This window comes from Truepera radiovictrix DSM 17093 (genome assembly GCF_000092425.1).
Taxonomy (GTDB): Bacteria; Deinococcota; Deinococci; order Deinococcales; family Trueperaceae; genus Truepera; species Truepera radiovictrix.
Genome location: NC_014221.1, coordinates 2,988,814 through 3,014,177 on the forward strand (window position 1 = coordinate 2,988,814; position 25,364 = coordinate 3,014,177).

The 25,364-nt window shown below is 68.1% G+C and carries 28 protein-coding genes; 24 read left to right on the top strand and 4 right to left on the bottom strand.

What is annotated here, in order from left to right; translation table 11 throughout:
• Positions 1-61: 61 nt before the first annotated feature.
• From TRAD_RS13675 to TRAD_RS13685, 3 genes are read right to left on the bottom strand one after another with little or no spacing between them, the layout of a single operon-like run.
• Positions 62-814, bottom strand: a complete 753-nt coding sequence (locus tag TRAD_RS13675) for a TrmH family RNA methyltransferase (protein WP_049773135.1) — start codon at positions 812-814, stop codon at positions 62-64.
• Positions 814-1,857 carry a hypothetical protein gene (locus TRAD_RS13680; RefSeq protein ID WP_013179205.1) on the bottom strand — a complete coding sequence of 348 codons (1,044 nt, stop codon included), beginning with the start codon at positions 1,855-1,857 and terminating at the stop codon, positions 814-816. The genes TRAD_RS13675 and TRAD_RS13680 overlap by 1 nt, the downstream gene beginning before the upstream one ends.
• Positions 1,854-2,069 (bottom strand): hypothetical protein, encoded by a 216-nt coding sequence (locus TRAD_RS13685; RefSeq protein ID WP_041947318.1) that lies wholly within the window; start codon positions 2,067-2,069, stop codon positions 1,854-1,856. The genes TRAD_RS13680 and TRAD_RS13685 overlap by 4 nt, the downstream gene beginning before the upstream one ends.
• A 196-nt stretch (positions 2,070-2,265) precedes the next feature.
• Between TRAD_RS13685 and TRAD_RS13690 the strand changes: the two genes are divergently transcribed.
• The 18 genes from TRAD_RS13690 to TRAD_RS13770 all read left to right on the top strand — a co-directional run bounded on the left by TRAD_RS13690 (position 2,266) and on the right by TRAD_RS13770 (position 19,040).
• Positions 2,266-2,868, top strand: a complete 603-nt coding sequence (locus tag TRAD_RS13690; protein ID WP_013179206.1) for a hypothetical protein — start codon at positions 2,266-2,268, stop codon at positions 2,866-2,868.
• Complete coding sequence (locus TRAD_RS13695; RefSeq protein WP_013179207.1) at positions 2,865-3,203, top strand: DUF3618 domain-containing protein; 339 nt, start codon at positions 2,865-2,867, stop codon at positions 3,201-3,203. The genes TRAD_RS13690 and TRAD_RS13695 overlap by 4 nt, the downstream gene beginning before the upstream one ends.
• A 173-nt stretch (positions 3,204-3,376) precedes the next feature.
• Complete coding sequence (locus TRAD_RS13700) at positions 3,377-3,784, top strand: hypothetical protein (protein ID WP_013179208.1); 408 nt, start codon at positions 3,377-3,379, stop codon at positions 3,782-3,784.
• A gap of 76 nt (positions 3,785-3,860) precedes the next feature.
• Positions 3,861-4,763, top strand: coding sequence for a YrzE family protein (locus TRAD_RS13705; protein ID WP_013179209.1), 903 nt, complete (start codon positions 3,861-3,863; stop codon positions 4,761-4,763).
• Positions 4,764-4,776: 13 nt separating this feature from the next.
• Entirely contained in the window at positions 4,777-4,938 is a 162-nt protein-coding gene (locus TRAD_RS15800) for a YqaE/Pmp3 family membrane protein (RefSeq protein ID WP_013179210.1), read from the top strand.
• Between the two features lie 269 nt (positions 4,939-5,207).
• Positions 5,208-6,155, top strand: coding sequence for an ion channel (locus TRAD_RS13715; RefSeq protein ID WP_013179211.1), 948 nt, complete (start codon positions 5,208-5,210; stop codon positions 6,153-6,155).
• Between the two features lie 4 nt (positions 6,156-6,159).
• A protein-coding gene (locus tag TRAD_RS15805) for an IS5 family transposase (protein WP_148221177.1) occupies positions 6,160-7,019 on the top strand; the annotation gives its coding sequence in 2 pieces (ribosomal slippage) (positions 6,160-6,514 and positions 6,514-7,019; 861 coding nt in all).
• A gap of 423 nt (positions 7,020-7,442) precedes the next feature.
• Positions 7,443-8,444 (top strand): NAD(P)/FAD-dependent oxidoreductase, encoded by a 1,002-nt coding sequence (locus TRAD_RS13720; RefSeq protein WP_013179212.1) that lies wholly within the window; start codon positions 7,443-7,445, stop codon positions 8,442-8,444.
• Between the two features lie 69 nt (positions 8,445-8,513).
• On the top strand, positions 8,514-9,554 hold the full coding sequence (locus TRAD_RS13725; protein WP_013179213.1) for a sulfotransferase family protein: 1,041 nt from the start codon (positions 8,514-8,516) through the stop codon (positions 9,552-9,554).
• Positions 9,555-9,746: 192 nt separating this feature from the next.
• The gene (uvrA, locus tag TRAD_RS13730; protein WP_013179214.1) at positions 9,747-12,611 is read left to right on the top strand and encodes an excinuclease ABC subunit UvrA; all 2,865 of its coding nucleotides are present in this window, start codon (positions 9,747-9,749) and stop codon (positions 12,609-12,611) included.
• Positions 12,608-13,141, top strand: a complete 534-nt coding sequence (locus tag TRAD_RS13735) for a hypothetical protein (RefSeq protein ID WP_013179215.1) — start codon at positions 12,608-12,610, stop codon at positions 13,139-13,141. The genes uvrA and TRAD_RS13735 overlap by 4 nt, the downstream gene beginning before the upstream one ends.
• The gene (locus TRAD_RS13740; RefSeq protein ID WP_013179216.1) at positions 13,138-13,827 is read left to right on the top strand and encodes a lysophospholipid acyltransferase family protein; all 690 of its coding nucleotides are present in this window, start codon (positions 13,138-13,140) and stop codon (positions 13,825-13,827) included. Before TRAD_RS13735 ends, TRAD_RS13740 begins: the two co-directional genes overlap by 4 nt.
• Positions 13,828-13,915: 88 nt before the next feature.
• Positions 13,916-14,215, top strand: coding sequence for an HU family DNA-binding protein (locus tag TRAD_RS13745; RefSeq protein ID WP_013179217.1), 300 nt, complete (start codon positions 13,916-13,918; stop codon positions 14,213-14,215).
• Between the two features lie 136 nt (positions 14,216-14,351).
• Positions 14,352-15,068 carry an L-serine ammonia-lyase, iron-sulfur-dependent subunit beta gene (gene sdaAB, locus TRAD_RS13750; protein ID WP_013179218.1) on the top strand — a complete coding sequence of 239 codons (717 nt, stop codon included), beginning with the start codon at positions 14,352-14,354 and terminating at the stop codon, positions 15,066-15,068.
• Positions 15,058-15,891 carry an L-serine ammonia-lyase, iron-sulfur-dependent, subunit alpha gene (locus TRAD_RS13755; RefSeq protein WP_013179219.1) on the top strand — a complete coding sequence of 278 codons (834 nt, stop codon included), beginning with the start codon at positions 15,058-15,060 and terminating at the stop codon, positions 15,889-15,891. The genes sdaAB and TRAD_RS13755 overlap by 11 nt, the downstream gene beginning before the upstream one ends.
• A 126-nt stretch (positions 15,892-16,017) precedes the next feature.
• A complete protein-coding gene (locus TRAD_RS13760) occupies positions 16,018-17,415 on the top strand; it encodes an NAD(P)/FAD-dependent oxidoreductase (protein WP_013179220.1) in 1,398 nt (465 codons plus the stop codon).
• Between the two features lie 42 nt (positions 17,416-17,457).
• Entirely contained in the window at positions 17,458-18,261 is an 804-nt protein-coding gene (locus TRAD_RS13765; RefSeq protein ID WP_013179221.1) for an inositol monophosphatase family protein, read from the top strand.
• A 50-nt stretch (positions 18,262-18,311) separates the two neighbouring features.
• Positions 18,312-19,040 carry a ribonuclease H-like domain-containing protein gene (locus tag TRAD_RS13770; protein WP_041947320.1) on the top strand — a complete coding sequence of 243 codons (729 nt, stop codon included), beginning with the start codon at positions 18,312-18,314 and terminating at the stop codon, positions 19,038-19,040.
• A gap of 66 nt (positions 19,041-19,106) precedes the next feature.
• Here TRAD_RS13770 and TRAD_RS13775 read toward each other — a convergent pair whose 3' ends face one another.
• Positions 19,107-20,807: a hypothetical protein gene (locus TRAD_RS13775; protein ID WP_013179222.1), complete on the bottom strand. Its 1,701-nt coding sequence runs from the start codon at positions 20,805-20,807 to the stop codon at positions 19,107-19,109.
• 634 nt (positions 20,808-21,441) lie between these two features.
• Here TRAD_RS13775 and TRAD_RS13780 point away from each other — a divergent pair.
• The 6 genes from TRAD_RS13780 to TRAD_RS13800 all read left to right on the top strand — a co-directional run bounded on the left by TRAD_RS13780 (position 21,442) and on the right by TRAD_RS13800 (position 25,353).
• Positions 21,442-21,909 carry an Rrf2 family transcriptional regulator gene (locus TRAD_RS13780; protein WP_041947322.1) on the top strand — a complete coding sequence of 156 codons (468 nt, stop codon included), beginning with the start codon at positions 21,442-21,444 and terminating at the stop codon, positions 21,907-21,909.
• Positions 21,910-21,985: 76 nt separating this feature from the next.
• Positions 21,986-22,999 (top strand): quinone oxidoreductase family protein, encoded by a 1,014-nt coding sequence (locus TRAD_RS13785; RefSeq protein ID WP_221401614.1) that lies wholly within the window; start codon positions 21,986-21,988, stop codon positions 22,997-22,999.
• 55 nt (positions 23,000-23,054) lie between these two features.
• Positions 23,055-23,837: a gamma-glutamyl-gamma-aminobutyrate hydrolase family protein gene (locus TRAD_RS13790; RefSeq protein WP_013179225.1), complete on the top strand. Its 783-nt coding sequence runs from the start codon at positions 23,055-23,057 to the stop codon at positions 23,835-23,837.
• Between the two features lie 15 nt (positions 23,838-23,852).
• Positions 23,853-24,011 (top strand): hypothetical protein, encoded by a 159-nt coding sequence (locus TRAD_RS16445; RefSeq protein WP_013179226.1) that lies wholly within the window; start codon positions 23,853-23,855, stop codon positions 24,009-24,011.
• A gap of 6 nt (positions 24,012-24,017) precedes the next feature.
• Complete coding sequence (locus TRAD_RS13795; protein ID WP_013179227.1) at positions 24,018-25,106, top strand: prephenate dehydrogenase; 1,089 nt, start codon at positions 24,018-24,020, stop codon at positions 25,104-25,106.
• A gap of 1 nt (position 25,107) precedes the next feature.
• Positions 25,108-25,353 (top strand): hypothetical protein, encoded by a 246-nt coding sequence (locus TRAD_RS13800; RefSeq protein WP_013179228.1) that lies wholly within the window; start codon positions 25,108-25,110, stop codon positions 25,351-25,353.
• The last annotated feature ends 11 nt before the right edge of the window (positions 25,354-25,364 follow it).

Here is a 25,364-nt window from a genome sequence, read left to right on the forward strand (position 1 = left end):
GGCTTGTAGGAGCCCACAGGCCACACGCCACAAGCCTCCCACCTGTCAACGCGGCGCGGGATCACCCCTCAGAGGTTTCCCGCGCCGCTTCGTAGAGCGCGACACCCACCGCCACGGCCAGGTTCAGGGACTCGACGAGCGGGCTCTGCGGGATCTGCACGCTCTCGAATGCGCGGTACGCCTCCGGCAACCCCGCCCCTTCGGGGCCGAAGACGAGCGTGTAGGGTGCCTCGAAGCGCACCTCGCCGAGCCTTTTTGCACCGCCCAGCATAAAGGGGTAGAGCCGGTGCGCGTGGGCCGCGCGGTACACCTCTAGGGAGGCGAAGTACGCGAAATTCACTGCAAAAGTAGCCCCCATGGAGGCGCGCACCACGTGCGGGTTGAAGAGGTCCACGGCGGGCGCGATCAGCGCGAGGTCGCGCACCCCGAAGCCGAGCATCGTGCGTACGATCGTCCCCACGTTGCCGTTGTCGCTGGGGTTCACCAGCAGCAGGTGGTTGCGCTCGCGCGCGAGCGGCGCCGCGTACTTGGCGAACACCCCGAAGAGGTAGACGTTGCCCTTGTGCGACAGCCGCTCGACGGCGCGGTCGTTGACCTCAAAGGGGAGACCGCGCGCCTCGCAGCGCGCGCGGACCGCTGCCACGCCGCGGCGCCCGAGCCCCTTGGTGTGGGCGACGACGCGCAGGGCGTGCTCGGGGCGGTGCGTGAGCAGCTCGAGCGTCGGAAACTCCCCGAAGCTGTACGCGTAGGGCAGCGCCGTCTTGTATCCCTGCAGCTGCAGCGGCCCCGCTCTGGGCGGCGCGGGTGCGCGCACTAGCGCCACCCTTCGGCCGCCGGTGAGCCCGCCGGTTCGACGAGCCCCTCGAAGGGCGCCTCGAGCCCGGCGCGCGCCGCCGCGACCGCCTCGTCGGGCGCCCACGAGAGCGCCAACACCCCGCGGTAGGCGCGCCGCGCCTCGTCGCGCTCCCCCACGAGGTCACAGACCTGTCCGAGGCGCGCGAGCAGATACCCCGGCAGGTAGTAGGGTGCGCTAAAGTCGCCCTGCACCCCCGCGCGGAGCGCCGCTAGCGCCTCGACCATGTGCCCGTTGGCGAGCAGCAGGTTCGCCTCGTGAAAGCGCGCCTCGGGGTGCTCCAGGGTGCGCAGCTGCGCGATCAAGGCGCCCGGGTCCTCGACCTCGCCCCGAAAGGCGACGTCGAGCAGGGCGCGCTCGCGCACCGCGTCGCTCGGCTCGGCGGGCAGCTCGGGCAGCTCCTCCCAGACCGCGGGGTCACCCAAGCGCGCCGCGAGCGCCTCGCGCAAGAAGGGCAGGTGCTCGGCGCTCGCGAGCACCGCCACGCGGGTGTGCGGCAGCGCGGCCACGCGCTCGGCCATCACCGCCGTGCGCGCACGCAGCCAGTCGGTACCCGGGCCATCTTCAAACGCGGCTTCGCGCCCCCGCTGGTAGCTCTCGAGTAGCGGCAGCAGCTCGAGCCGCACGCGCGTCAGGGTCAGCGGCGCGCGCAGCAGCTCGCCGAGCGCCGAGAGGGGCGCGTCGACCTCGCGCAAGGTGGCGCGGGTCGTCTCGTACGCCTCCAAGTAGCGCCGAAAGTCGCTCTCCGCTGCCTCGTCGGGGGAGGGCTCGAACACCTCGTAGAGCGGCAGCGCGCGCCGCTGCGCCCACGGCACGACGCTGAGCGGCAGGGCGACCTCGGGGGTCGCTTGCCAGCGCGGGTCGCGCAGCGCCCCCGGTACGAGCGGGGTCAGGGCGAGCGCTTCGGGCGCAAAGGCGCGCACGAGCTCGAGGACGCTCACGGCGTTGTAGCGCGGGTAGAGCAGGTGCCACGGGCCTAGAAGCGGGAGCAGCGCGAGCTTCACACCTCACCCCGCGCTTTTGCGAGCGCGTCGCGGCGCGCCTCGGTGCGCCGCGCTCTCGCCGCGCGCTGCGCTGCAGCTCGGTGCCTGTGCTCGGCCTCGAGCCGAATACGCATGAGTAGCCTCTCCCCGACGCTCGGCTCGGGGCGCTTGTCGGCGCGGGCCGCTCGCTTGGCGGCGCGGCGGGCGCGTTTAGCGCGTGTGCTTCTCGCCATGGCTTTATGGTAGCGATTTCCGAGCGCCTTCGATGTCGCCGCACCGCCCCCCGCGCGCCGTCGCCCTCAGCCCCTACCGTGTGCCTTACTACGGTGTCTCTCACGCCCTCCTCAATAATTGGAGGAGGTAAAAAGTACGCGAAGTGACTTTTTACAAAACCCGACACCCAAAGCAGCTTCGCAGAAGGGGGGCCTGATGGACCACGACGAAACCTCAACCGACCACGTTTCAGGCGACCGCGCCGAAGCTGCGCGTGACGTGCTCGGTACCCCGCCTCAGCACCTCGCAGCTAAGGACGCCGTTCAGGACCTTTTGGTCGAAGCCCGCAAACGGGGCCAGGGGGTAGCGGAGCAGGCGGCGAGGGAGGTGAGGGGTGCGGCCAAAACCTTGCAGGGGCGCGGCGCTCACGCCCTCGAGCGGGGCAGGGGCCGCCTCGCCGAACGGGTCGGCGGGCTAGCCAGGGCGCTGCGGCGCGGGAGCGCGCAGCTGCGCGCCGACAGCTTGCCGAGCCTCGCGACGTTCGGTGACCGGATCGCCGAGGAGGCCGAAGCGGTCGAGCGCTACCTACAGGGGTGCAATGGTGAGGAGCTCCTGCACGACCTCCAGAGGTTCGCTCGCGAACGCCGCTCGCTCTTCGTCGGCAGCCTCTTCCTCGCGGGCGTCGCCGCAGCGCGTTTTATGCGCTCGCCCGGCGTGACCCCGCAGCCCGGGGAGGCGGTGGGTTCTCGCGTCGTCATCCGTGGCGGCGACCCCGTGGGCGACGCTCCCGACGCGCCCTCCAGGGAGGCGCAACGATGAGCCGCTCAGCCCAGGACCGCTCTTACGAACGCGCGAGCATCGCCGAGCTTGAGGCCGACATCGCCCGCACCCGCGCGCGCATCAGCGATGAGCTCGACGCCATCGGCTACCGCCTCTCCCCCGCCGGGTTGAGCCGTGACGCCAGCGGCCTCTTGGGGGAGGCTCAAGACGCCTCGAGCGAGGCGCTCGGGGCGCTGCGCGAGAGCCTCGTCGAACGCGGGCAACGCCTCGGCGCCCAGCTAGCCGACCGGCTGAGGCGCCATCCGGCCGAAGCGACGCTGCTCGGCTTCGGCCTGGCGTGGCTCTTGATGCGCTCGAGCCGCCCCAGACGTTAGCTCACCGTTTTTGCAGCGCCGCTCGAGCCACCGAACCGTGACCCGCCCACGCTCGCTGGTTGACGGAGCGCAACGTAGCGCTGCTCCAACACGGGTGTAGTAAAGGGGGTCACAATGTCGTAGCGGGTGCTACAGAAAACTCGTAAACCATCTTGGCAACGGAGGGAGTCAACGTGAGAGACAGTCGTGAGTACTTTGAAGGTGCACAGCGTCAGGGCGCGCGCAAACGCCGCAGCTTCGAACGCCTTTTGGACGAGCAACCCCTGATCGTCGGCGTCGTCGCGGTGCTTTTGGGGGCTCTGATCGCCTTTATCCTGCCGCGGACGCGCCGCGAAGACGCCCTTATCGGCCAGCGCAGCGATCAGTTCGTCGAACGCGTCAAAGAGGTCGCCGGGGCGACGTTCGAAAGCGTCAAGGAGACGGCCTCAAAGGAGATCTCCGGGCTCGTCGAGGGCGCCAAAGAAGCCGCGCACAAAACCGCCGAGCAGGCCGCCGAAGCCGCTCAGAAGACCGCTCAGCAGGCCGCCGAAACGGCTGAGCGGGAGCTCGACCAGCAAGGTACGCAACGCAACACCAACTAGGCTCCGCTGCGCGGCCCTAGACGCACAGCCAGGGCGACGCTAACGCGCAGCACATGGACGATTGAGGAGAATACGCATGGCACGAACCGACCGAGTTATCGTCAGCAACGACCGCCCCAACAACTACGCGGGTCCCCGTTACGACGGCACCCCCGTCCGCCGCACCTCGTGGGGCGCGGTCTTCGCAGGGGCGCTCATCGCCCTCATGGTGACCCTGCTGCTCACCCTGCTTTTTACGGGGATCGGGCTGCAGAGCTTTAACCCCGCCACGAGCGCCGACCCCACCGCCGGACTCGGCACCGGCAGCATCGTCGCCGTCATCATCACCAACCTGCTCGCGCTCTTTTTGGGCGGTTACGTCGCGGGCCGTTTGGCGGGCTCGCCGCGCCGCGGTGACGGCGTCCTGCACGGGCTGCTGACCTGGGGCGTGCTGACGCTCTTTACGCTCTACTTTCTGACGACGGCGATCGGTGGCCTTATCGGCGGCGCCGCCAACCTCCTTGGTGGCACCGTCGCGGGGATCGCTCAAGGGGCGGCCGCCGTGGCGCCCGCCGCGACCGACGCCGCGCAAGAGCAGGGCGTCGACGCGAACTTCATCCAGCAGCAGGTCAACCAACTGCTGGCCGACGCCGGGGTGCAAAACCCGCAGCAGACCGGCCAGGAGCTCGTGCAGCGCATTACGCAGCGCGTGCAGGCCGGCGAGAGCCCCGTGTCGCCCGAAGCGCTCGACGAGTACACCACCTTCTTAGCGAACAACTCCGACCTCACCGAAGAGGAGATCCAGCAGCAGGTGCAGGCGTTTGAGCAGCAGATCGGACAGCTGCAGCAGCAAGTCGCGCAGACCGCTGAAGAGGTCACCGACGTTGCCGGCACCACGCTCATCTGGGCCTTCGTGGGTCTGCTGCTCGGCGCGGTCGTCGCCGTGCTCGGTGCGGTCGCCGGTTCGCCCAAAGATGTTGCGGACGCCCACGCGGCCTAAGTGAGCTGCGCGGATGGGTGACCTGCTCAAGCTCGTCGTCGCCGTCTTGGTACCGCCGCTCGGGGTGTTTTTGCACGTCGGTTTCGGCAAGCACTTCTGGCTGAACCTGCTCCTGACGCTGTTCGGCGTCGTCCCGGGTATCGTGCACGCGGTCTGGGTCATCGCGCGGCGGTGAAAGGGAGCTGTCACGCACGTCCGCCGAAGGTCACCCCAGAAGGAGGAGCGATGCTCCTCCTTTTGTTTTGTCCCCGCCGACGCCACGCGCTTGGGCGCCCCAAAAGCGTCGCCTCTGGTTGGACATGCCACCCTGGTCGGGGTTGGCACGCACCTTCCGGAGCAGCTGAGCACAGGTTCGCGCCCCGGATGGACGCAAACCGCTATCGCCGTTGCGCGGCGGAGGACGTCGCGCTAGACCGGCGCGGGATGACGGGCGTTAAATAGGGTATGCTCGCGCTGGTCGGGGCTCTCCTCATTCTCTTTACCCTGCACGACGTGGTGTCGACGACCCTGGTGCCGCGCAACGGCGCCCTCTCAGGACGCCTGACCGCGCGCCTCTGGCACGCCGCTCTCTGGTTGCACTGGCGCGCCAACACGCAGCACCCGCTCGCGCTCGCCGGCGTCGGTCTGCTGCTCGCTACGGTTGCCGTCTGGGCGCTGCTGCTCTGGATAGGGTGGTCGCTGGTCTTTCTGGAGGGCCGCCCGTCGGTGCTCACGACGCAAGGGGGAGAACCGGCCGATCCCTGGGCAGTCATCTACTTTACGGGATACGCGCTGATCACCCTCGGCAACGGCGACTTCCGTCCCGCCGGTCCCCTCTGGCAACAGCTCGCCGTCCTCGCCTCGATGAGCGGTTTTTTCCTCTTTACCCTGTCGATCACCTTTCTGTTCTCCGTGGTGCAAGCGGCGGTCGGGATGCGCGCCACGGCGGTCTACATCTCGAGCCTCGGCGATACCCCGTTCGACCTGCTCGCGCGGGCTTACGACGGCGAGAGCTGCAGGGCGTTAGGCGCCCACGTCAGCACCTTGGCCGCGCAGCTTAGCGCCATCTCGCAGCAACATCTGGCGTACCCCGTCCTTCACTACCTCCACAGCGGACGCCGCTACAACGCCCTCCCCATCCAGGTCGCCGTGCTCGACGAGGCGCTCAGCTACCTGCGCGCTGGCGTCGCCGGGCACGGCGGCTTCAAGGAGGCCGAGCTCGCCCCCCTCGAGCGCGCCATCGGCGCCTTTTTGCTGACCCTCAAAGCGGCGCACCTCGAGGCCGCCGATGAGGCGCCCCCCTTGCGCTCGCTCGACGCGTTGCGTCAACGCGGTCTCCCCACGCACGACGCCCCTACCCAAAGCGCGGCTAGGGTCTGTCTGACAGAAGGGCTGACTGATGTTTTAGGGTAAAGGCATGGCACGGACGGACTTAAGCGAGAAACAGTGGCGAGCGTTAAAAGCGCATTTACCTGCGAATCCCCAACGCGGCCACGCCTACGTTGACCATCGCCGAGTTATCAACGGCATTTTGTGGCGGCTCAAGACTGGAGCACCTTGGCGAGATGTTCCTGAGCGCTACGGAGCCTGGCAAACCTGCTGGGACCGGTTCACGAGGTGGGAACGTAGCGGTGACTGGCAGCGCATCCTACAAGCCCTTCAAGCGCATGCCGACGCCACAGGCGATATTGACTGGGACGGAGCGGCCTTGGACAGCAGTCACATCAAAGCCCACCGGAGCGCTGCAGGTGCGAGAAAGCGGCCCGCCGAGGGCGAAAAAAGGGGGGCTTGACAGATGAGTGGTTAGGCCACTCGCGTGGCGGGCATACCAGCAAAGTTCATGTCTGTGCTGATGGGAAGGTTCGCCCCCTGTCCCTTGTCGTGACCGCCGGGCAACGCAACGATGCCGCTTGGTTGGAGCGGGTGCTCGACGAGATACACGTACCACGTTTAGGTAGAGGGCGACCCCGAAAGCGCCCCTCACAGCTCCGCTTGGACCGGGCTTACAGCTTTAAGAAGCAGCGCCAAGGGTTGAGGCGACGGAACATTCGCTGTATCAGCCCTGAGCGAGAAGACGCCAAAAAGCACCGGCTCGCCAAGGGCTCCAAAGGTGGGCGTCCACCTGCTTTTGATACCAAGGCGTACAAGGGGCGCAACGTCATTGAGCGCTGCATCAACCGACTTAAAGACTTTCGTGCTGTAGCAACCCGCTATGACAAGCGGGGTCGGAACTACCTCGCGGGCGTGCTTGTCGCCTCCATTATCCTCTGGCTCTAATCAGTCAGACAGACCCTAGCGCGGCCCGAGAACGCGACGAGCACCGCCGTCTGCTGCTCGCACTCGTCGAAAAGGACGGGTGGAGCTGGGAGGACGTCTACCGCGCGGATGAGCTCCCGAGCCCGCGCGAGAAGTTTCGGCGCGGCGAGGTGCAGCGCCCTTACGCCTAGGCTTTCGGTGCGGCGTTCGTCGGCCCGGTTGCTGTCATAGGACTAGAGCCCATGGACGGGCCACCTATTTAGCGAGACTTCGGGCGCTTTGCGGCCCCGTGAGGGTCCGCTTAGCCGAGGAGGCGGGACAGGGACCACGCACGCGAACGGCCGTCCTTTGTGCTACGCCTTCTCGAGGCTTCGGAGTGGGCGCTTAAAGGAAAGAAACCCCACACATGCCAGCCGCCGCTTCCGAGAAGATAAGGGGGTGAGCGTGTCGGCTACCAACGTCGATGTCACCGTGGTCGGCGCCGGCGTCGGTGGCCTCGTCGCCGCCCGCGCGCTAAAGCGCGCAGGGTTGACGGTACAGGTTTTTGAAAAGAGCCGCGGGGTCGGTGGTCGGGCGGCGACGAGGCGCGTTCGGATGGGCGCTAGCGAGACGCCAGTCGATCACGGCGCTCAGTACTTTACGGCTCGAGACGCACGCTTTCGGGAGCAGGTCGAGGCGTGGCTGGCCGAGGGGGATCTTCGGGTTTGGAGCGCGGGGTTTCACACGCTCAAGGGCCGCAGCCTCATACCACCCGAAGCGGGGCACCCCCGCTACGCCTTCGCGAGTGGCCTGAGCACCCTCGGCAAACAGCTCGCGGCGGAGCTCTCGGTCCGCCGTGGCGCGCGCGTGAGGCAGCTGACGCCCGCTGACGGGGGTGGCTGGCGGCTGACTTTCGAGGACGGCAGCCATCACCTCAGCCCGCGCGTGCTCCTCAACCTGCCCGCTCCTCAGGCCCGCGAGGTCTGCGGCCCCTCCCTCCCGCCGGACGCCGAGCGCGCCCTGGCCGCCGTCCGTTTCGCCCCTTGCCTAGCCGTGATCGCCGGATACCCCGATCACCCGCCACCTGCGTGGCGCGGCGTCCACGTCGAGGACGGTGGCCCCTTGGCGTGGATCGCACACGACAGCAGCAAGCGCCCCCGGGCACCCGGAACCATCCTCGTCTTGCACGCTACCCCCGCGTTTTCCACCCAGTATCTGGAGACGCCCGACGCCGCTGCACCGCTGATGCTGCGAGCAGCTGCTCCTCTCGGCGCAGCACTTACCCAGCCCGCCTGGACCCAGGTTCACCGCTGGCGTTACGCGCGGGTCGTGACGCCTCACCCGCAGCCCTACCTCGACGGGGGCAACGGGCTTCTCTTCTGCGGCGACTGGTGCGGTGGCGACCGGCTCGAGGCGGCTTACCTGTCGGGCCTCGCGGCTGCCGAACGGTTTCTCGGCTCGCGTTGACGCCCCCGCACGGGCGGCCATATGACCTTCGTACCTCCGGTGAGGTAGGGGCCTGTTAGGATAACAACCATGAACCATCTCGCCGGCTCGCCCTCTGAAGCCGACATAGCTCCCGCTCAGGGGACGAGGCAAACCCTCCGGAAAGCCCCTCCCCCCCCGCAACTCCACGGAAGCTCCCGGCTGCTACCGACTTTTTTGGTGATCGGCGCGATGAAGTCGGGGACAAGCTCCTTATACATCTATCTCAAGCAGCACCCCGAGATCTATCTCGCTGACATTAAAGAGCCGCACTTCTTCGCCTTCGACCCCTCCCCCCGGGCGTCCCTCGAGGCTGCCCCCGGCTACCGCCAAAAAGCCAAGTACATGGTCACCGACCGCTCAGCGTACGAAGCGCTCTTCACGGCGGCGACCCCCTCACAGGCCAGGGGCGAAGCCTCGGCGATGTACCTCTACTACCCGGGCACCGCCGAGCGCATCCGAGCAGCGCTCCCCGAGGTGCAGCTCATCGCCATTTTGCGCAACCCCATCGAGCGGGCTTACTCGGCCTTTTTGCACCAACTTCGGGAGGGCAACGAGACCCTCACCGATTTTGGGGCGGCGCTGCAGCTCGAGGAGGAGCGCATCGCCCAAGACTACATGCCCATGTGGCACTACACGCGCGCCGGGTTCTACTTCGAGCAGCTGTCGCGCTACTACGCCGTCTTTGACCCCTCGCAGATCCACGTCTACCTCTACGAGGACCTTCAGCGCGATCCCCTAGCGCTCGTTCAGGAGCTCTACCGCGTCATCGGCGTCGATCCCGGCTTCGTCCCGGACACCACGAAGCAGTACAACCGCTCCGGCGTGCCCAAAAACAGGCTGCTGCACCGCGTGCACCGTTTTCTTAAAGGGAACCACCCTATCAAAACGGTCGGTAAACGGCTCCTGCCACTGCCCGCTGCGGTGCGCAGCCGCTTCAAACTCAACCTCATCGCGCAGATCGAGGCGGCCAACCTGAAAAAACCCCCCCTCGACCCCGCCGTGCGCGCGCAGCTCGTCGAGCGCTACCGCAGCGACGTCCTCGAGCTGCAAGACCTCATCGGCCGCGACCTCTCGCACTGGCTCACCTAGCGCGCCTCAGCCCGGCACCGTGCGCGCGGCCCTGGTGCCGCGCGCGCCGTTTTTTAAGCGCAAGTCGCGTCGCCACGTTACGGCCCTTCTATAAGGGCTTGGTATACTCGACTGTTTGGCCGAGGGCTCCTCGGCCGCGCTATGAGTCGCAGGTTTGCACCCCTGCGCTTGACCCGCTTCTAGGGAGGCACGTTGCAGAACCTCACCATCCGCGGCGCCCGGGCCCACAACCTGAAAAACGTCTCGACCACCCTGCCCCGAAACGCGTTTATCGTCTTTACCGGCCCCTCCGGCTCCGGCAAGTCGACGTTAGCGTTCGACACCATCTACGCCGAGGGGCAGCGGCGCTACGTCGAGTCGCTCTCGGCCTACGCCAGGCAGTTTCTGGGCCTCATGGACAAACCCGACGTCGACGCCATCGAGGGTCTCTCGCCGGCGATCAGCATCGACCAGAAGACCACCTCGCACAACCCGCGCTCGACCGTCGGGACGGTGACCGAGATCCACGACTACCTGCGCCTGCTGTTCGCCCGCGCCGGCAAGCCCCACTGCCCTACCTGCGGCCGGCCCATCGAACGGCAGTCGGCCTCGGAGATCGTCGACCGGCTTTTGGAGCGTTTTGCCGGGCAGCGCGCGCTCGTACTCGCACCGCTCGTGCGGGGCCGCAAGGGGGAGTACAAAAAGCTCTTTGAAGGGCTTAAAAAGGAGGGGTTCGCCCGCGTCCGCGTCGACGGCGAGGTCAGGACGCTCGACGAAGCGCTCAAACTCAACCTCGAAAAGTACGAAAAGCACGACATCGACCTCGTCGCCGACCGCGTCCGCATCAGCGCCGACGACCGCGCGCGCCTCGCCGAGTCGGTCGAGCTCGCGCTGCATAAGGGCGAGGGCCTCGTGCGGGTCTCGCTACCCGACGTGGGGCGCGATGAGCTCTTTAGCGAGCGCTTCGCCTGCCCCGAACACGGCACCGCGCTCGAGGAGCTCGAGCCGCGCGTGTTCTCCTTTAATTCCCCCTACGGCGCCTGCACCCACTGTACGGGGCTCGGCGCGCGCCAAGAGTTCGACCCCAAACTGCTCGTCCCCGACGACGAACTCTCCATCGCACAGGGCGCCATCGCCGCCTGGAGCGGGAGCAAGGGTGACGGCAACAAGGTGTTCTACTGGGACCGCCTCAAAGCGCTCGCCGAGCACCTGCACTTCGATCTCAAAACCCCCTGGAAGGACCTGACGGAGGGGGCGCAAAGGACCATTTTGTACGGCAGCGACGAGGCCATCGAGGTCGTCTACAAGCGCGGTGGCCGCGAGACGATGCGCTTTCAGGTGGCGTTTGAGGGGGTCATCCCCAACCTCGAGCGGCGCTACCGCGAGGCGAGCTCGGACTACGCGCGCGAAAAGATCGAGGCCTTTATGTCGCTCGTGCCGTGCCCCAAGTGCGGCGGCTCGCGCTACAAACCCGAGGTGCTCGCCGTCAGGGTCGCGGGGCGCAACATCGCCGAGCTCTCGAGCCTGACGGTTTTAGAGGCGCGGCGCTTTTTCGGCGAGCTGACGCTCCCCGAACCGGCCGCCTCGATCGCCGCGCCGATTCTGCGTGAGGTCGGTGCCCGCTTGGGCTTTTTAGAGAACGTCGGGCTCGACTACCTCACCCTCGACCGGAGCGCGAACACCCTTTCGGGGGGCGAAGCGCAGCGCATCCGGCTTGCGACGCAGGTCGGCAGCGGCCTCACGGGGGTGCTCTACGTCCTCGACGAACCCTCCATCGGGCTGCACCCGCGGGACAACTCGAGGCTGCTCAAGACCCTTTTGCACCTGCGCGACCTCGGCAACACGCTGATCGTCGTCGAGCACGACGAGGAGACGATGCGCGCCGCCGATTACCTCGTCGACTTGGGGCCAGGGGCGGGGATCCACGGCGGCACCATCGTCGCCGAAGGCACCCCCGAGGCGCTCATGCGCCACCCCACCTCGCTCACCGCTGCCTACTTACGCGGCGAGAAGAAGATCGAGGTACCGAGCACGCGCCGTAGCGGCAACGGCAAAACGCTCACGATCGTCGGCGCCACGGAGCACAACCTCAAAGACGTGAGCGTCGCGCTGCCTCTGGGCACGCTCACCTGCATCACCGGCGCCTCGGGGTCGGGCAAATCCACCTTGGTGCACCGCATCTTGCACGCGAGCCTCGCCAAAAGGCTCTACCGCGCCAAAGAGACGCCCGGAGCGCACCGCGCCATCCACGGGGCCGAGCACATCGACAAGGTGATCGAGATCGACCAGACCCCCATCGGGCGCACCCCGCGTTCGAACCCGGCGACCTACACGGGGATCTTTACCGAGATCCGCGACCTCTTCACCCGCGCGCCCGAAGCGCGCAAACGCGGCTACAAACCGGGGCGGTTTTCGTTCAACGTCAAAGGCGGTCGCTGCGAAGCCTGCAAAGGCGACGGCACGGTCAAGGTCGAGATGTACTTCCTGCCCGACATCTACGTTCCCTGCGAGGTGTGCAAGGGAGCGCGCTACAACCGCGAGACCCTGGAGGTCAAGATCCGCGGCCGCTCGATCGCCGACGTGCTTGACATGACCGTCGACGAAGGGGTCGACTTTTTCGAGAATATCCCCAACATCGCGCGCAAGCTGCAGTTGATGCAAGACGTCGGCCTCGGGTACATTAAGATCGGTCAACCCTCCCCGACGCTCTCGGGGGGGGAGGCGCAGCGCGTCAAACTCGCCGCCGAACTCGGCAAACGCTCGACCGGCAAAACGCTCTACATCCTCGACGAGCCCACCACGGGGCTGCACTTCGACGACGTCCGCAAGCTTCTCGGTGTGCTCCATCGTCTCGTCGAAGGGGGTAACACCTTGGTGGTGATCGAGCACAACCTAGACGTGATCAAGACCGCCGACTGGATCGTCGACCTCGGCCCCGACGGGGGTGCGCGCGGTGGCAGCATTGTCGCCGAAGGGACCCCGGAGGCGGTCGCCGCACATCCGACCTCCTCGACGGGCGCCTATTTGCGCCTTATCCCCGAGCTTGCCGCGCGGCTGCCGGAGCTCACCCCCGCATGACCCCTCGAGCCGCCCCGCGGGTCACCGTGCGCCCCGCACCGTCGCCGCAGCGCCTCGTCGTCGGCTTTTTTCTGGTGCTCCTAGCGATCGTCGTCGCCGTCGCACCGCTGCCCCTACTCGCGCGCAGCTTGGGCATCTTGGCTTCAAGCTACGCCGCCCTGGCCTTTGGCGGCCTCCCCTTCGCCTTCGCCGCCGCGCTGCTCGCGCCCGTCGCCGGGCTTCTCACTGGCGATCCAGACTGGCTCGTCATGCTTCCTTTGCTGCTGAGTTCGGGGCTCTTGGGTTTTCTGGGGCTCGACTACGCGTGGCGCTACCCCGCCGTCGCCATCTCACCCCTGCTTTACATGGTGCCCCAGGCGCTCGCGTGGTGGCTCTCGCAACGCGACCTCTTCGCCATCGCCCTCCCCTGGCAGCCTTCTGCTCCGGTGTGGCTCGCGCTGCACGCGTTCGTGGCGCTCTTGGGGACGCTGCAGGCGGTCGGGCTCGACCGCCTGCGCGAGCGCAGCGCGCAGAAAAGGGGGCGGCGATGATCCTCCCGCCGGACCCCGCTAGGGTGCGCGAGCTGTGGTTCTACCTCTTCGCCGCCTTTGTGGTGCGTAACGGCGCGCGCCTCTTTCTCGGGCTGCGCGTCGAGGGCGTAGAGCATATCCCCAGAGAGGGGGGGCTGATCATCGCCGGCAACCACATCTCGAGCTTCGACCCGCCGATCATCGGCTCGCTGGTACCGCGCGAAATCCACTTCATGGCCAAGCGCGAGCTTTTCGACAAGCAGCCCATGCGCTGGATCGCCGAGCACCTCATGGCGTTCCCCGTCGACCGCGAGCGCAACGATACCAAAGCCATCAAAGACGCCCTGCGCTTTTTGCGCGCGGGGCTCGCCGTCGGGATCTTTCCGCAAGGTACCCGCAACGCCGGCGACGCCCAGGCGCTCGACGGCGCCGCCTTTTTGGCCCAACGGGCCGGGGTGCCGCTGCAACCTGTGGCGATCTGGCGCGAAGGGCGCGCGTTTCGCGTCCGCTTCGGCCGCCCCCTGCCGCCGTCCGGCCGCTCCAAAGCGGAGATGCGCGCCCTCACCGAGACGCTCATGGCGCACATCAACGCCCTCTTGCCCCCGCACCTGCGCGCTCAAGCGAGCGGTGAGACGACCCGCTCGGACGCGCCAGCGCCGTCCGAGACGCCCGCAAACGGGCCAACGCTTATGGAGCAGGGTGCCTGACGGCGCAAATCGAGCAGCTCCGTCGGGGACTTGCTTTCTCAGATAACGCGTGCTACAGTACCCGCGAAGTCACGTAAAGGAGGCAGACATGGCGAAAGCGAAGACGGTGTCGAAGGCCGATCTCGTCGACAAAGTTGCCGAAGATACGGGCATGCGTAAAAAAGACGTCAAGACGATCGTCGACACCATGATCGATCAGGTGAGCCAGCACCTCAACAACGGCGACAAGGTGCAGCTGACCGGCTTCGGCACCTTCGAGGTTCGCGAGCGCCGCGCCCGCACCGGGGTCAAACCCGGCACCACCGAGCGCATCGAGATCCCCGCGAGCAAGTACCCCGCCTTCAAACCCGGCAAGGCGCTTAAAGAGAAGATCGAAGCGCACTCGTAAGACGCGAGCACCGCACCTGCGCGGACGGCGGGTGGGCAGCCCGACCCGTCCGCCGCCTTGTTGACAACGGGCTTAAGCCTACACAAGCGCGCTCTGCCACCCAAACCCCGCCGCGCTGCGCTACACTAGGCCTACCATGGGTCTACTCGACGTGATCGGGCCGGTGATGGTGGGGCCCTCGAGCAGCCACACGGCGGGCGCCTGCCGCCTCGCGCTGCTCGCGCGCAACACCCTCCTCACGCCGCCGACGCGCGCCACCCTGACGCTCCACGGTTCGTTCGCCAAGACCGCCAAGGGTCACGGTACCGACCGTGCGCTCGCCGCCGGGCTCTTGGGCTTTTTTCCGGACGACCCGCGCATCCCCGAGGCGCTCACGCTCGCCGAACGCGCGGGGCTCGAGCTCGAGTTTCGTAGCCGCGACCTCGGCGACGTGCACCCCAACACCGTGCAGCTCGAACTCGAAAACGCCAGCGAAAGGGTGAGCGTGCTCGGCTCGAGCGTAGGCGGCGGTTTGGTGCGCGTGGTTCGCGTCAACGGCTTTGAGATCCTCTTCTCCGGCGCCTACCACACCCTGTTGGTGGGCCACACCGACCAACCGGGGGCTATTGCCACCGTGGCGCGCATCTTAGCCGACGACGGGGTCAACATCGCGACCCTCCACTGCGCGCGGCGCCAACGCGGCGGAGCGGCGATGATGTCGCTTGAAATCGACCGCCGCCCCGCGCAGTTCGTCCTCGACTACCTCTCGCAGCTGAGGGTGGTGAGCTGGCTGCGGATGCTCCCCGAGGTGATGCAGACCGCCGCCCCCACACCCGCAGCCCCGAGCCCCCAGGAGGTCCCGCATGACCCTTAACGAGCTCGCGCAGGTTCCCGGGCGCGCCTCGGAGGCGGTCCTTAGGGCGAGCACCCCCCCCGAGGAGCGGGAGGCGCTCCTCTCGGCGATGGCGGGGCGCCTCGCCGAGATGCGCGACGCCGTGCGGCGCGGTCTCGCCACGAAGGCGCCCAGCCGCACCGGGATGGTCGGTTGGAACGCCGCCACCCTCTGGGAGGCCGACGACCGCCTCGGGGCGCCCCTGCTAAAGCGCGTGCAAGCCTACGCGATGGCGGTCAACGAGGAAAACGCCCGGATGGGGCGGATCGTCGCCGCACCGACGGCGGGGAGCGCGGGGACGCTGCCCGGGGCGCTTTTAGGCACCGCCGATCACCTCGGAATCCCCGATGAGGTGCTCGTCATGCCGCTCGTGCTCGCCGCCGGCGTCGGCGAGGCGATCTCGCAGACGATGTTTATCGCGGGCGCCTCGGGCGGGTGCGGGGCGGAGATCGGCCCCTCGGCGGCGATGGCGGCGGCGGCCGTCTGCGAGCTCTTAGGTGGCGGGGCGCGCGCGGCGGTGCACGCGGCGGCGATGGCCCTCATGAACACCATCGGGTTGGTGTGCGACCCCGTCGGTGGGTTTGTCGAGGTGCCCTGCGTGTCGCGCAACGCCTTTTACAGCGTGCACGCGGTTGCCGCGGCGCAGCTCGCGCTCGCCGGGCTCGAGTCCTTCATCCCCCCCGACGAGGTCGTCGGCGCGATGGCGTCCGTCGGCCGCCTCCTCCCCCCCGAGCTGCGTGAAACGGGCGAGGGGGGCGTCGCCGACACCCCTACCGGGCGGATGATCGCCCTCAAGATGGCCTAGCGGGGCTCACCGAGTTTTCAACGAGCGCTACGAAGTCCCCACCCCCTCCCGCCTATACTCGTAACCACGGGGGGAGGGTGGCGCGTTCGTGCTGGCTCCGCGCCGCCCGCGACCAGGAGGCAAGCGATGCTCTACCCCCCCAAAAGGCCGCGCGTCGTGATCATCGGCGCCGGCTTTGCTGGGCTCTACGCCGCCAAAGCGTTGCGCCGCGACCCCGTCGAGGTGCTCGTCATCGACCAGAACAACTACCACACCTTTCAGCCCCTCATCTACCAGGTCGCGACCGCTGGCCTCGAGCCCGGCGACGTCGCGCACAACGTGCGCGCGATCTTTCACCGGCAGACCAACTTCGCCTTTCGCCAGGCTACCGTCACGGGTGTCGACTGGGAGGGAAAGACGCTCGAGCTCGCCGGCGGCGCGCGCGAGGCGTTCGACTACCTCATCCTCGCCGCGGGGGCGGTGTACAACGACTTCGGGGTACCCGGGGTCCAAGAGCACGCGTTTTTTCTCAAGTCGCTCACCGAAGCGGTCAACATCCGCTCTCACATCCTGCGCCAGCTCGAGCGCGCGAGCGCCGACCCCACCCTCGTCGACCAGGGGGTGCTCAACATCGTCATCGTCGGGGGTGGGCCGACAGGGGTCGAGATGGCGGGGGCGCTCACCGAGCTCTTTAGCCGCGTGCTGCCGCAGGACTACCCCGAGCTCGACCTCGCCAAAGCCAAGATCATCCTCGTCGAGACGATGGACCACCTTCTCCCGCCCTACAGCGAGGCGTCGCGCACCTACGCCGAGACGGTGCTGCGCGAACGCGGCGTCGAGCTGCGCCTAGGTTCGACGCTGACCGCCGTGCGCCCGCACGAGGTCGAACTCAAGAGTGGCGAGGTCATCCCCACGCAGACGCTGATCTGGGCAGCGGGGGTGCGCGGGCACCCGCTCGTTGACGCGCTCGGGGTGGAGCTCGAGCGCGGCCACCGCATCAAGGTCAACCCCGACCTCAGCCTTCCGGGCCGCCCCTTCGCCTTCGCCGCTGGCGACCTCGCGGGCAGCAAGGACGCGAGCGGTCGGCTGCACCCGCAGGTCGCGCCGGTCGCCATTCAGCACGGCAAGCACATCGCCAGAACCATCCGCAGGCAGCTCCGCGGCCAACCCACGACGGCGTTTTCCTACTTCGACAAGGGCAGCATGGCGATCATCGGGCGCAACGCCGGCGTCGCCGAGCTCTCGCGGGCGTTTTTGGGGCTCCGGCTGCGCGGGCTTTTGGGTTGGCTCGCGTGGCTTTTCATCCACCTCATCTACTTGCCCGGCTACCAAAACCGCTTCAGCGCCTTTTTCAACTGGGTATACAACTACCTGACCTTCGACCGACACTCACGCCTGATTACCGACATGCGCCCCGCTTTGAGCGAGGTCACCGATACGAGCCACCAAGTCGTCCCCGAGCAGAGGGTCTCCGAACCACCCCCCCGCATCGCCAAGCGCGAAGCCGCGGCCTCACCCCGGCGCCGAGAGCCGCACCCCACCTAGCTCTCGCTACACCGCGGCCATGGGCGGCACGTATAGTGGGGCATGAACTCGCTTAGAGGCTTTTTGCACACGGCCATCCGCGCGGCGCGAGCGGCGGCGCATCTGCACCGCTCGAGCATCGGCAGCGACCTCGGCGTCGCCATCAAGACGAGCGAGGCCGACCTCGTCACGCGCGTCGACAAGGAGAGCGAGGCGCTCATCCGCGAGGTGCTGCTGTCGAGCTACCCCGACCACGTCGTCTTGGGCGAGGAGGAGGGGCAACCGGGCGGCGACGCCCCCTACCGCTGGATCGTCGACCCCCTGGACGGTACGCTCAACTACGCTCACGCCTTCCCCTTCTACTGCGTTTCGATCGCTCTAGAGGTCGAGGGGACGGTGCAGGTCGGGGTGGTGCTCGATTCGGCCCGCGGCGAGCTCTTTAGCGCCACCCGCGGCGGCGGCGCTTACCTCAACGGCGCCCCTATCGAGGTCAGCCGTCAGCGCACGGTCGCGCAGGCGATGTTGGGAACCGGTTTCGCCTACGCGGAGGACGCGATCGCGCAGAACGTCGAGGTCTTCGCGCGGATGCTGAGCCGCTGCCGCGCGGTGCGCCGTCTCGGCGCCGCGGCGCTCGACCTCGCTTACGTCGCCGCGGGGCGGCTCGACGGCTTTTGGCAGCTGCAGCTTAAACCGTGGGACGTCGCCGCCGGCCTCTTGCTGGTCGAAGAGGCGGGGGGGCGTGTGTCCAATGGGAGCGGCGAGCCCTACCGCATGGGGGATGGGGCGCTCGTCGCGGCAAACGCCCACCTCCACGACGAGCTCGTCACGGCGCTCGGGCTCGCCGACCGCGCCGCCCTCCCCCAGTAACCGTGACCTCGGCAGCCATAGCCCCGACCGAGCCCCCCTTGAGGCGCCTCGTGCTCGACCTCGAAACGGAGCGGTCGTTTGACGAGGTCGGTGGCACCGAGAACCGCGCGCAGCTTGGCGTCAGCATCGTCGGGGTCTACAGCTACGAAAACGACCGCTTTCACACCTACCGCCGCGCCGACTTTTCCGAGCTCGAGCGCGCCCTGCGGGCGTCGGAGCAGATCATCGGCTTTAACCTCGTCGGCTTCGACTGGCCGGTGTTGGCCGCCGAGCTCGGCGACTGGGTTCTCGCGCTGCCGACACTCGACCTCATGGTCGAGGCGCAGCGCGCCCTCGGTCGGCGGGTCTCGCTCGACGCGCTCGCGCGCGCGACCTTGGGTACGACCAAGTTGGGCTCGGGGCTCGACGCGCTCGCCTACTTTCGAGCGGGCGATTGGGAGCGGCTCGAGCGCTACTGCCTGGAGGACGTCAAACTCACCCGTGACCTCTACGAGTACGCCCGCCGCCACGGCCAGCTCTTCTACCAGAAAGGTTCGCGGCGCGCACCCATTCCCATGAGCTTTACCGAACACCCCCTAGGGGCGGTGTTTCGCCAAGCGTTAAAGACGCGCGCGCAGGTGCAGATGAGTTACGGGGGCAAGGTGCGCCTGGTCGACGTCACCGCTTTCGACGGCGCTTACATCAGAGGCTTTTGCCACTTGCGGCAAAAACCCCTGACCTTTCGGTTGGATAAGGTCGAGGAGGCGATGCTCGTCGCCTCCTCGACACCCCTGTTTTGAAGCTACGAAGAAGGGAGAGGAAACCCTCTCCCCTTAGAGACATAACGTTTAACTAGTGCGTAAGGATTACCGCCCCAGCGTAAAGACCATGGTCGCAGGGATGTTGTAGAGCCTCGGTCGAGACTGGTTGCGCTCGACGGCGTTAAAGGCACGCTCGGCAGCGGTACGCAAACGGCCTGAGCGGTCCCAGCGGGCAATCTGCGCGTAGGGGAAGGCATTAAACAGGTTGACCGTGCCGTACGAACCGCTACCGCAGATGTTGCCGGCCATGCCACCACTGGTGTTCCTAAGTCCTCGGTGCGCCATACCGTTGGCCACGCGCTGCATAAAGGTGTTGCTGAACACCCCCTGCGTCGCCAGGTCCGCCATCGCCTGCGTCGTCAGCCGCACGTACACCATCGGCTGGCAGCCGTTGCTCGCTCGCCCCGACAGCTGCACCCGGTGGTCCCAGATGTACCCCGTCCCCGACGGCGTGTTGACGCTGCGCATGTTGTTCTCCACAATCCGCGCCATCCGCCGCGCCTCGGCCGTGTAGCCGCTGTCGCCCGTCAGCTTCCCCATGTAGTGGTGGTAGCGGATCCACTGCACGTACGGGTGCATCAGGTTGCGCGTCAAAAACGGAAAGCCCGAACGCACCCCCTTGCGCCGACGCCACTTGGCCTCGAAGTCGTTGCGCAGGTAGTTCGTCCAGAAGTTCGCGCTGCTGTTAAAGCCCGCCTGCCGCAGCGTGTAGGCTGCCGCCGCTACCACTGAGTGCGTCAGGATCTCCTCCATCTCATGGGTGTCGCGACCCACGTGCTGTCGCCCACCAGGGTCTGGGTTTCGCATCAAGTACCGCCAGTTGCGGAAGCCGTCGCCGGTGGTGTCGCGCAGCGTCCCCCGCATCCGGTTCATCACCGTGTCGATCTGCTGCACCAAACGCCGGTCCCCCGTCGTCCGGTACGCCAGGATCAGGCTCGTTAGGTAGTGGTTCATGTTCCGGCCGTAGACGTTAAGGTCACCCGAGGCGGCCATCCGCATGGGGTCGAGCGCTGCTTGACCACTTGCATAGTTGGGGTTGTTGATGGTCGACAGCAGCCGGTCGTGCCAGACGCGCTGGCTGCTGCTGACGTTGCTGCTAGGGGCGGTGCTGCCGCTGCTGCTGCCAGCGCCGCTGCCGCCGCTCGTCTCATAGGTGACGTACAGCGTCGGGGCGATCCGCGTCCCCCACCCGTCGACCGCACGCGCCGTGCGCACCGCCCGGTTGTCCCCCGTAAACACCAGCACCAGCGCGTTGCCGCTGCGCCACCCGCTGCGGTTGACCACCTGCTGGATCACCCGCGACAGGTCGTTTGTCTCCGCTACCTGCCCCGCACGCCACGCCCCGGGCTGCCACGACACCGACGCCGAGGTCAGGTTGCGCGAGCTGATGTTGCGGTTGGCGTTGGTAAACTGCGGCGCCGAGTTCACATCCTGCGCCCGCACGGTGATGGTGGTGCTGCCCGAGTCGGAGGTGTGGGGCATAAAGCGCACGAACGCGTTGGTGATCCTGGCCCCCTGGGGGATGGTGACGTTGGTAAAACGCAACCCTACCGTGTCGCGCGAGAAGGTCAGGGTGTTGCGGGCGCTGCCCGTGGTCATGGCGCCCGAACGGGTTTCGGCGCGGTCGTCGGCACCGCTGCGGATCCAGGTGCGCAACGTCTGCCGCGAAGTGGTCTCCAGGTCGACCTCGGGGCGTTCGATGCCGCTGCTGCAGGCGGCCAAAAGGAGGGCGACGGCGACCGGCATAAACGACCGGAGCGACCGTCGCACCACGGCTCGTGAGGGGTTCGGCTTGTGTTCCAACTCTCGCTTCCTCTCCGCTGCCCAGCTTCGTGGAATCTGACCGGATAAGCCGCTCCGGCCAGGCGTATGCAGCGGCCGCCCGGTCCCGCCGTCGGGGGGAGCACGCTGCGCTAAAATAGGCCACGCTGGCGTGGCTTGACTGAGGGGAGGCCACCCGCTCAGCGGTTGCAAACTTATCCTGGACTACTATTAAGATTGTTAAGCCTTTCTGTGCGCTTTATGAGACTAGGCACAAGGAAGCTTTACTCAGACGCCCCTTCGTTAGCGTTCACGACTTTGTGAAGGTTCTCATATTGGGATGGTGCAGCAGCGGCTTGGAGCGGACTTGGGGGGTAGTGACCAGTCTGCGCTCCAGCGGGACGGCGACCCAAAAACGCGTCGTTCTCCCTACCGCAGCCTTTTCCGAGCCACAACCCGCCCCTAGCCTCGACCTCGTGGAGGGCGCTTAAGCGCCAGAGCGCAGGTGACCGCGCCATGAGACACAGGCCATAAGACACGCGCCATGAGGCAACGGTCACGTCGTCTCCGTCGGCTCAGGCGGAGGGGGGTGCGCGACGCGGTATACTGGGTTCTACGCATGCGCCTCTCGACAACGGACATCTATGCGTTTCAAGCGCTCGGCTTTCTCGGAACGCAGCCGCCGGGCCGCTGGGTCGGCAGCGACACCATCAGCGAGGCGACGGGGGTCGCGCGCCCCTACCTCGTGCGCATCCTCGCGCAGCTCACGGCAAAGGGGATCATCGTCTCCAAAAAGGGCGCGGGGGGTGGCTACGCGCTCGTCCGCGAGGCGCACCTCATCAACCTCCGCGACGTCATGCGCGCCATCGACGGCCCCGTCGCGCCGCTCTCGTGCGTCTCGCTCAACTGGCACGTCCCCTGCGTCGAGGAGGCGCGCTGTCACGCGCGCAGCGCCGTCTGGGAGAGGGTGCGCGACGCGCTCCTCACGGCGCTCTCCGAGGTCAGCGTCGCCGACCTCGCCGCCGACTTCGAGCAAGGGGTGACGTACAGCCCCTGTTTGGGGCACCTGCTGCGACCGAACGCCTAGCTTTTAGCAGCGCCACGCCAGGGGTTCGTAGGCTGCACCGCCCCCTCCGGTCCGGCGGCGGCTTAGGCTAGGGCCCATGACCCACGCTCCAGCCAAAGGCAGCCCGATGCGCGCGGTGCAGATCCGGCGTACCGGCGGACCCGACGTTTTGGAACTCACCGAGCTCCCCGTGCCCGAGCCGCGCTCCGGCGAGGTGCTCCTTAAAGTCGAAGCGGCCGGCGTCAACTTCGCCGACATCATGGTGGTCGCGGGGACCTACCTGACGCCCACCCAAACCCCGCTGGTGCCGGGGCTCGAGGTCGCCGGTCGGGTCGTCGCCCTCGGCCCGGACGTCCAAGGGGTCGCGGTGGGTAGGCGCGTCGCCGCGCTCGTCGGCCGGGGCGGCTTCGCCGAGTTCGTCCGCGCCCCCGCGGCGTCGCTCGTACCGGTGCCGGAGGCGTGGAGCGCAAAGGAGGCGGCCGCCTTCCCGGTCTCCTTCTTTACCGCCTACGGCGCCCTCAAGGCGCTCGGGCGCGCCCAGGCGGGCGAGCGGGTGCTCGTTCAGGCGGCGGGCGGCGCGCTCGGCACGGCCACGGTGCAGCTCGCCAAAGCGCTCGGTTTGGAGGTCATCGGGGCAGCCTCGAGCGACCAGAAGCTAGAGCTCGCCCGCCGCTTAGGGGCCGACCACACCGTGCTCGCCGAGCGGGACGCGCCCTTCGAGCGGGTGCTCGCAGGGGTCCGAGAGGCCACCGGCGGGCGCGGCGTCGACCTCATCTGCGAGATCACGGGCGGCGAGGACTTCGAGCGCAACCTCGAGCTGCTCGCCCCCTACGGGCGGATCCTGGTGATCGGCGCGGCGAGCGGCCGGATGCCGACGCTCAACCCCTTGCGGCTTATGTACAAGAACCAAGCGGTCATCGGGGTGTGGCTGAGCGAGCTCGCCAAAGACGCGGCGGTGATGGGTGAGGCGAGCGCCTTTTTGGGCGACCTGCTCGCCGCGGGCAGAGTGAAGCCGGTCGTCGGCCGCACCTTCCCCCTGGAGGCGGCCGCGGACGCGTTTCGCTGGATCCAAAGCCGCCACAACCAGGGCAAGGTCCTCCTCAAACCCTGAGGCCTCGCGTCACGCACGCACCCTCCGCCGCACCGCCAGATGATAGGCTACACGGATGAGCCGCCCCCGCATCCTCCTCAGCACGTCGTCGTTTTTTCGGACCGTCGGGCTCCGCCGCACGGATGCGCTCATCGGCCAGAACTACGCCGAGGCCGTCGCGCGCGTCGGCGGGCTGCCGCTGCTGGCCCCCAACCTCACCCCCGACCTCGCCGAGGCGTACCTCGAGGGGGCTGACGGGCTGATCCTCACGGGTGGCGTCGACGTCGACCCGGAGCTCTACGGCGCCGACCCGCACCCCATGCTCGGCCTCGTCGACCGGGCTCGGGACCTCTTCGAGGGGGCGCTCTACAAGGCGGCGCGCGCGCGCGGCGTACCGGTTTTGGGGATCTGCCGGGGGCATCAGCTGATTAACGTCGTCGAGGGCGGCACGTTGCACCAACACCTCCCGGCGCTGCCGGGCACTTTGCAGCACGAACAGCTCGAGCTGGGCGGCGCGCCCTCGCACCGGATCCGGCTCGAGCCCGGAAGTGCGCTCGCGGCCGCTTTCGGCGCCGAGACGGTGCGCTGCAACTCCTACCACCACCAGGCCGTCGACCGCCTCGGGGCGGGGCTGCGCGCGGTCGCCTGGAGCGGCGACGGCGTCGTCGAGGCCTTGGAGAGCGCGTCGGGTTCCTTTGTCCTCGGGGTGCAGTGGCACCCGGAGATGAGCTTCGAAGCCTTCCCGGAGCACCTAGCGCCCTTCGAGGTCTTTATGGCGGCCGTCGCGCGCACCCGCTCGGACGCCTTCGCACCCCAGCCCAGCGCGTCCGAGCCGGACGCCGCGCACCTCACCTCGTAACCCTTGGGAGGCCCTATGGACACCGACTACAAGCGCGACGACGTCGACACCGAACAGGACGCCGAGCACGACGAAATCTTGGGCGAAGAGGACATGGAGCTCTTCGAGGAGGAGCTCGACGAACTGCGCGAGCTCGACGAGCTCGACGACGACCCGACCGAGGGGGAGCTCTAACGCCCCGTGCGGCCGAAGGCGCTCTTCGGCACCGTCGTGGTCGCCGGGGTCGGGCTGATCGGCGGGTCGGTCGGCCTGGGTACGCGGCAGCGCTTTTTGGCCGAGCGCGTCGTCGGCTTTGACCAAGACCCGGCGGTGCTCGAGGCCGCGCGCGGCATGGGGGTCATCGACGACGCGCAGCTCCACCCCGGCCCCTGGTTGCGGGAGGCCGAGCTGGTCGTGCTCGCCTCCCCCGCGCGCGCGCTCGTCCCCCTGGCGCGGAGCCTCGAGCCCTTTTTGGGCCCCCAAACGCTCCTGACCGACGTCGGCAGCATCAAAGCCGAGGTCTGCCGCGAGCTCGCGCATCTGCCCTTCGTCGGGGGGCACCCGATGGCGGGGAGCGAGCGCGTCGGGGTGCAGCACGCCGACGCCGCGCTCCTCGAAAACGCCGTCTGGGTGCTGACGCCAGACGAGACCACCGACCCGGCGGCGCTCGGGACCGTGCGGCGCTTCGTCGAGCAGCTGGGGGCGCGGCCGCTCGAGACCACCCCCGAACAGCACGACCGCCTGGTCGCCGCCGTCAGCCACCTCCCCTTTTTAACCGCGGTGGCGCTCACCGAACTCGTCGCGCAAAGCGGCGACCGCGACCTCATGATGCTGCTCGCCGCCGGCGGCTTTCGCGACCTGACGCGGGTCGCCTCGGGGAGCCCGCGGATGAGCCGCGACATGGTGGTCGGCAACCGCGAGGCGCTGCGGGGGGCGCTCGCGGCGTTTCGCGCCCACTTGGGCGAGCTCGAGGCGCTCCTGGAGGACCCCGAGGCGATGCTCGGGCGCGCCGAAGCCGCCAAACGCACCCGCGACGCGCTCCCCATCGTGCGCCGGAGCCTTCTGCCGGCGCGCTTCGAGGTCGTGATCGCGGTGCCCGACCGCCCCGGTGAGCTCGCCCGCATCACCCGCGCCCTGGGCGAGGCGGGGGTCAACATCAAAGACATCGAGGTCTTAAGCATCCGCGAGGCGGGCGGCGCGGTGCGGCTCGCCTTCGACCACGAGGAGGGGCTGCGCACCGGCACGCGGGCGCTGCAGGCGGCCGGCTACGAGGTGCGGGGGCGGGGCTGAGGTGCCCCGCGACGCGCTCTTCGACGCCGCCGTCAACCGGGCGCACACCTACGCCGCGCGGCTCGGGCTGCTAGGGGCCCCTGAACGGCTCAGGGCGGGGCTCGAGCTCTGGTACCTCAAGACCCGCTTCGCCTACCGCGTCCCCTTTGACGACGTTCTCGACGCCCTGGCGCGCCACCCCGCAGCGGAGGGCCGCTACGCGTGGGTCGGCGGGCGCGCGGGGGGGTGGCGGCGGGTCGACGCGTAGTCGCGCGGCCC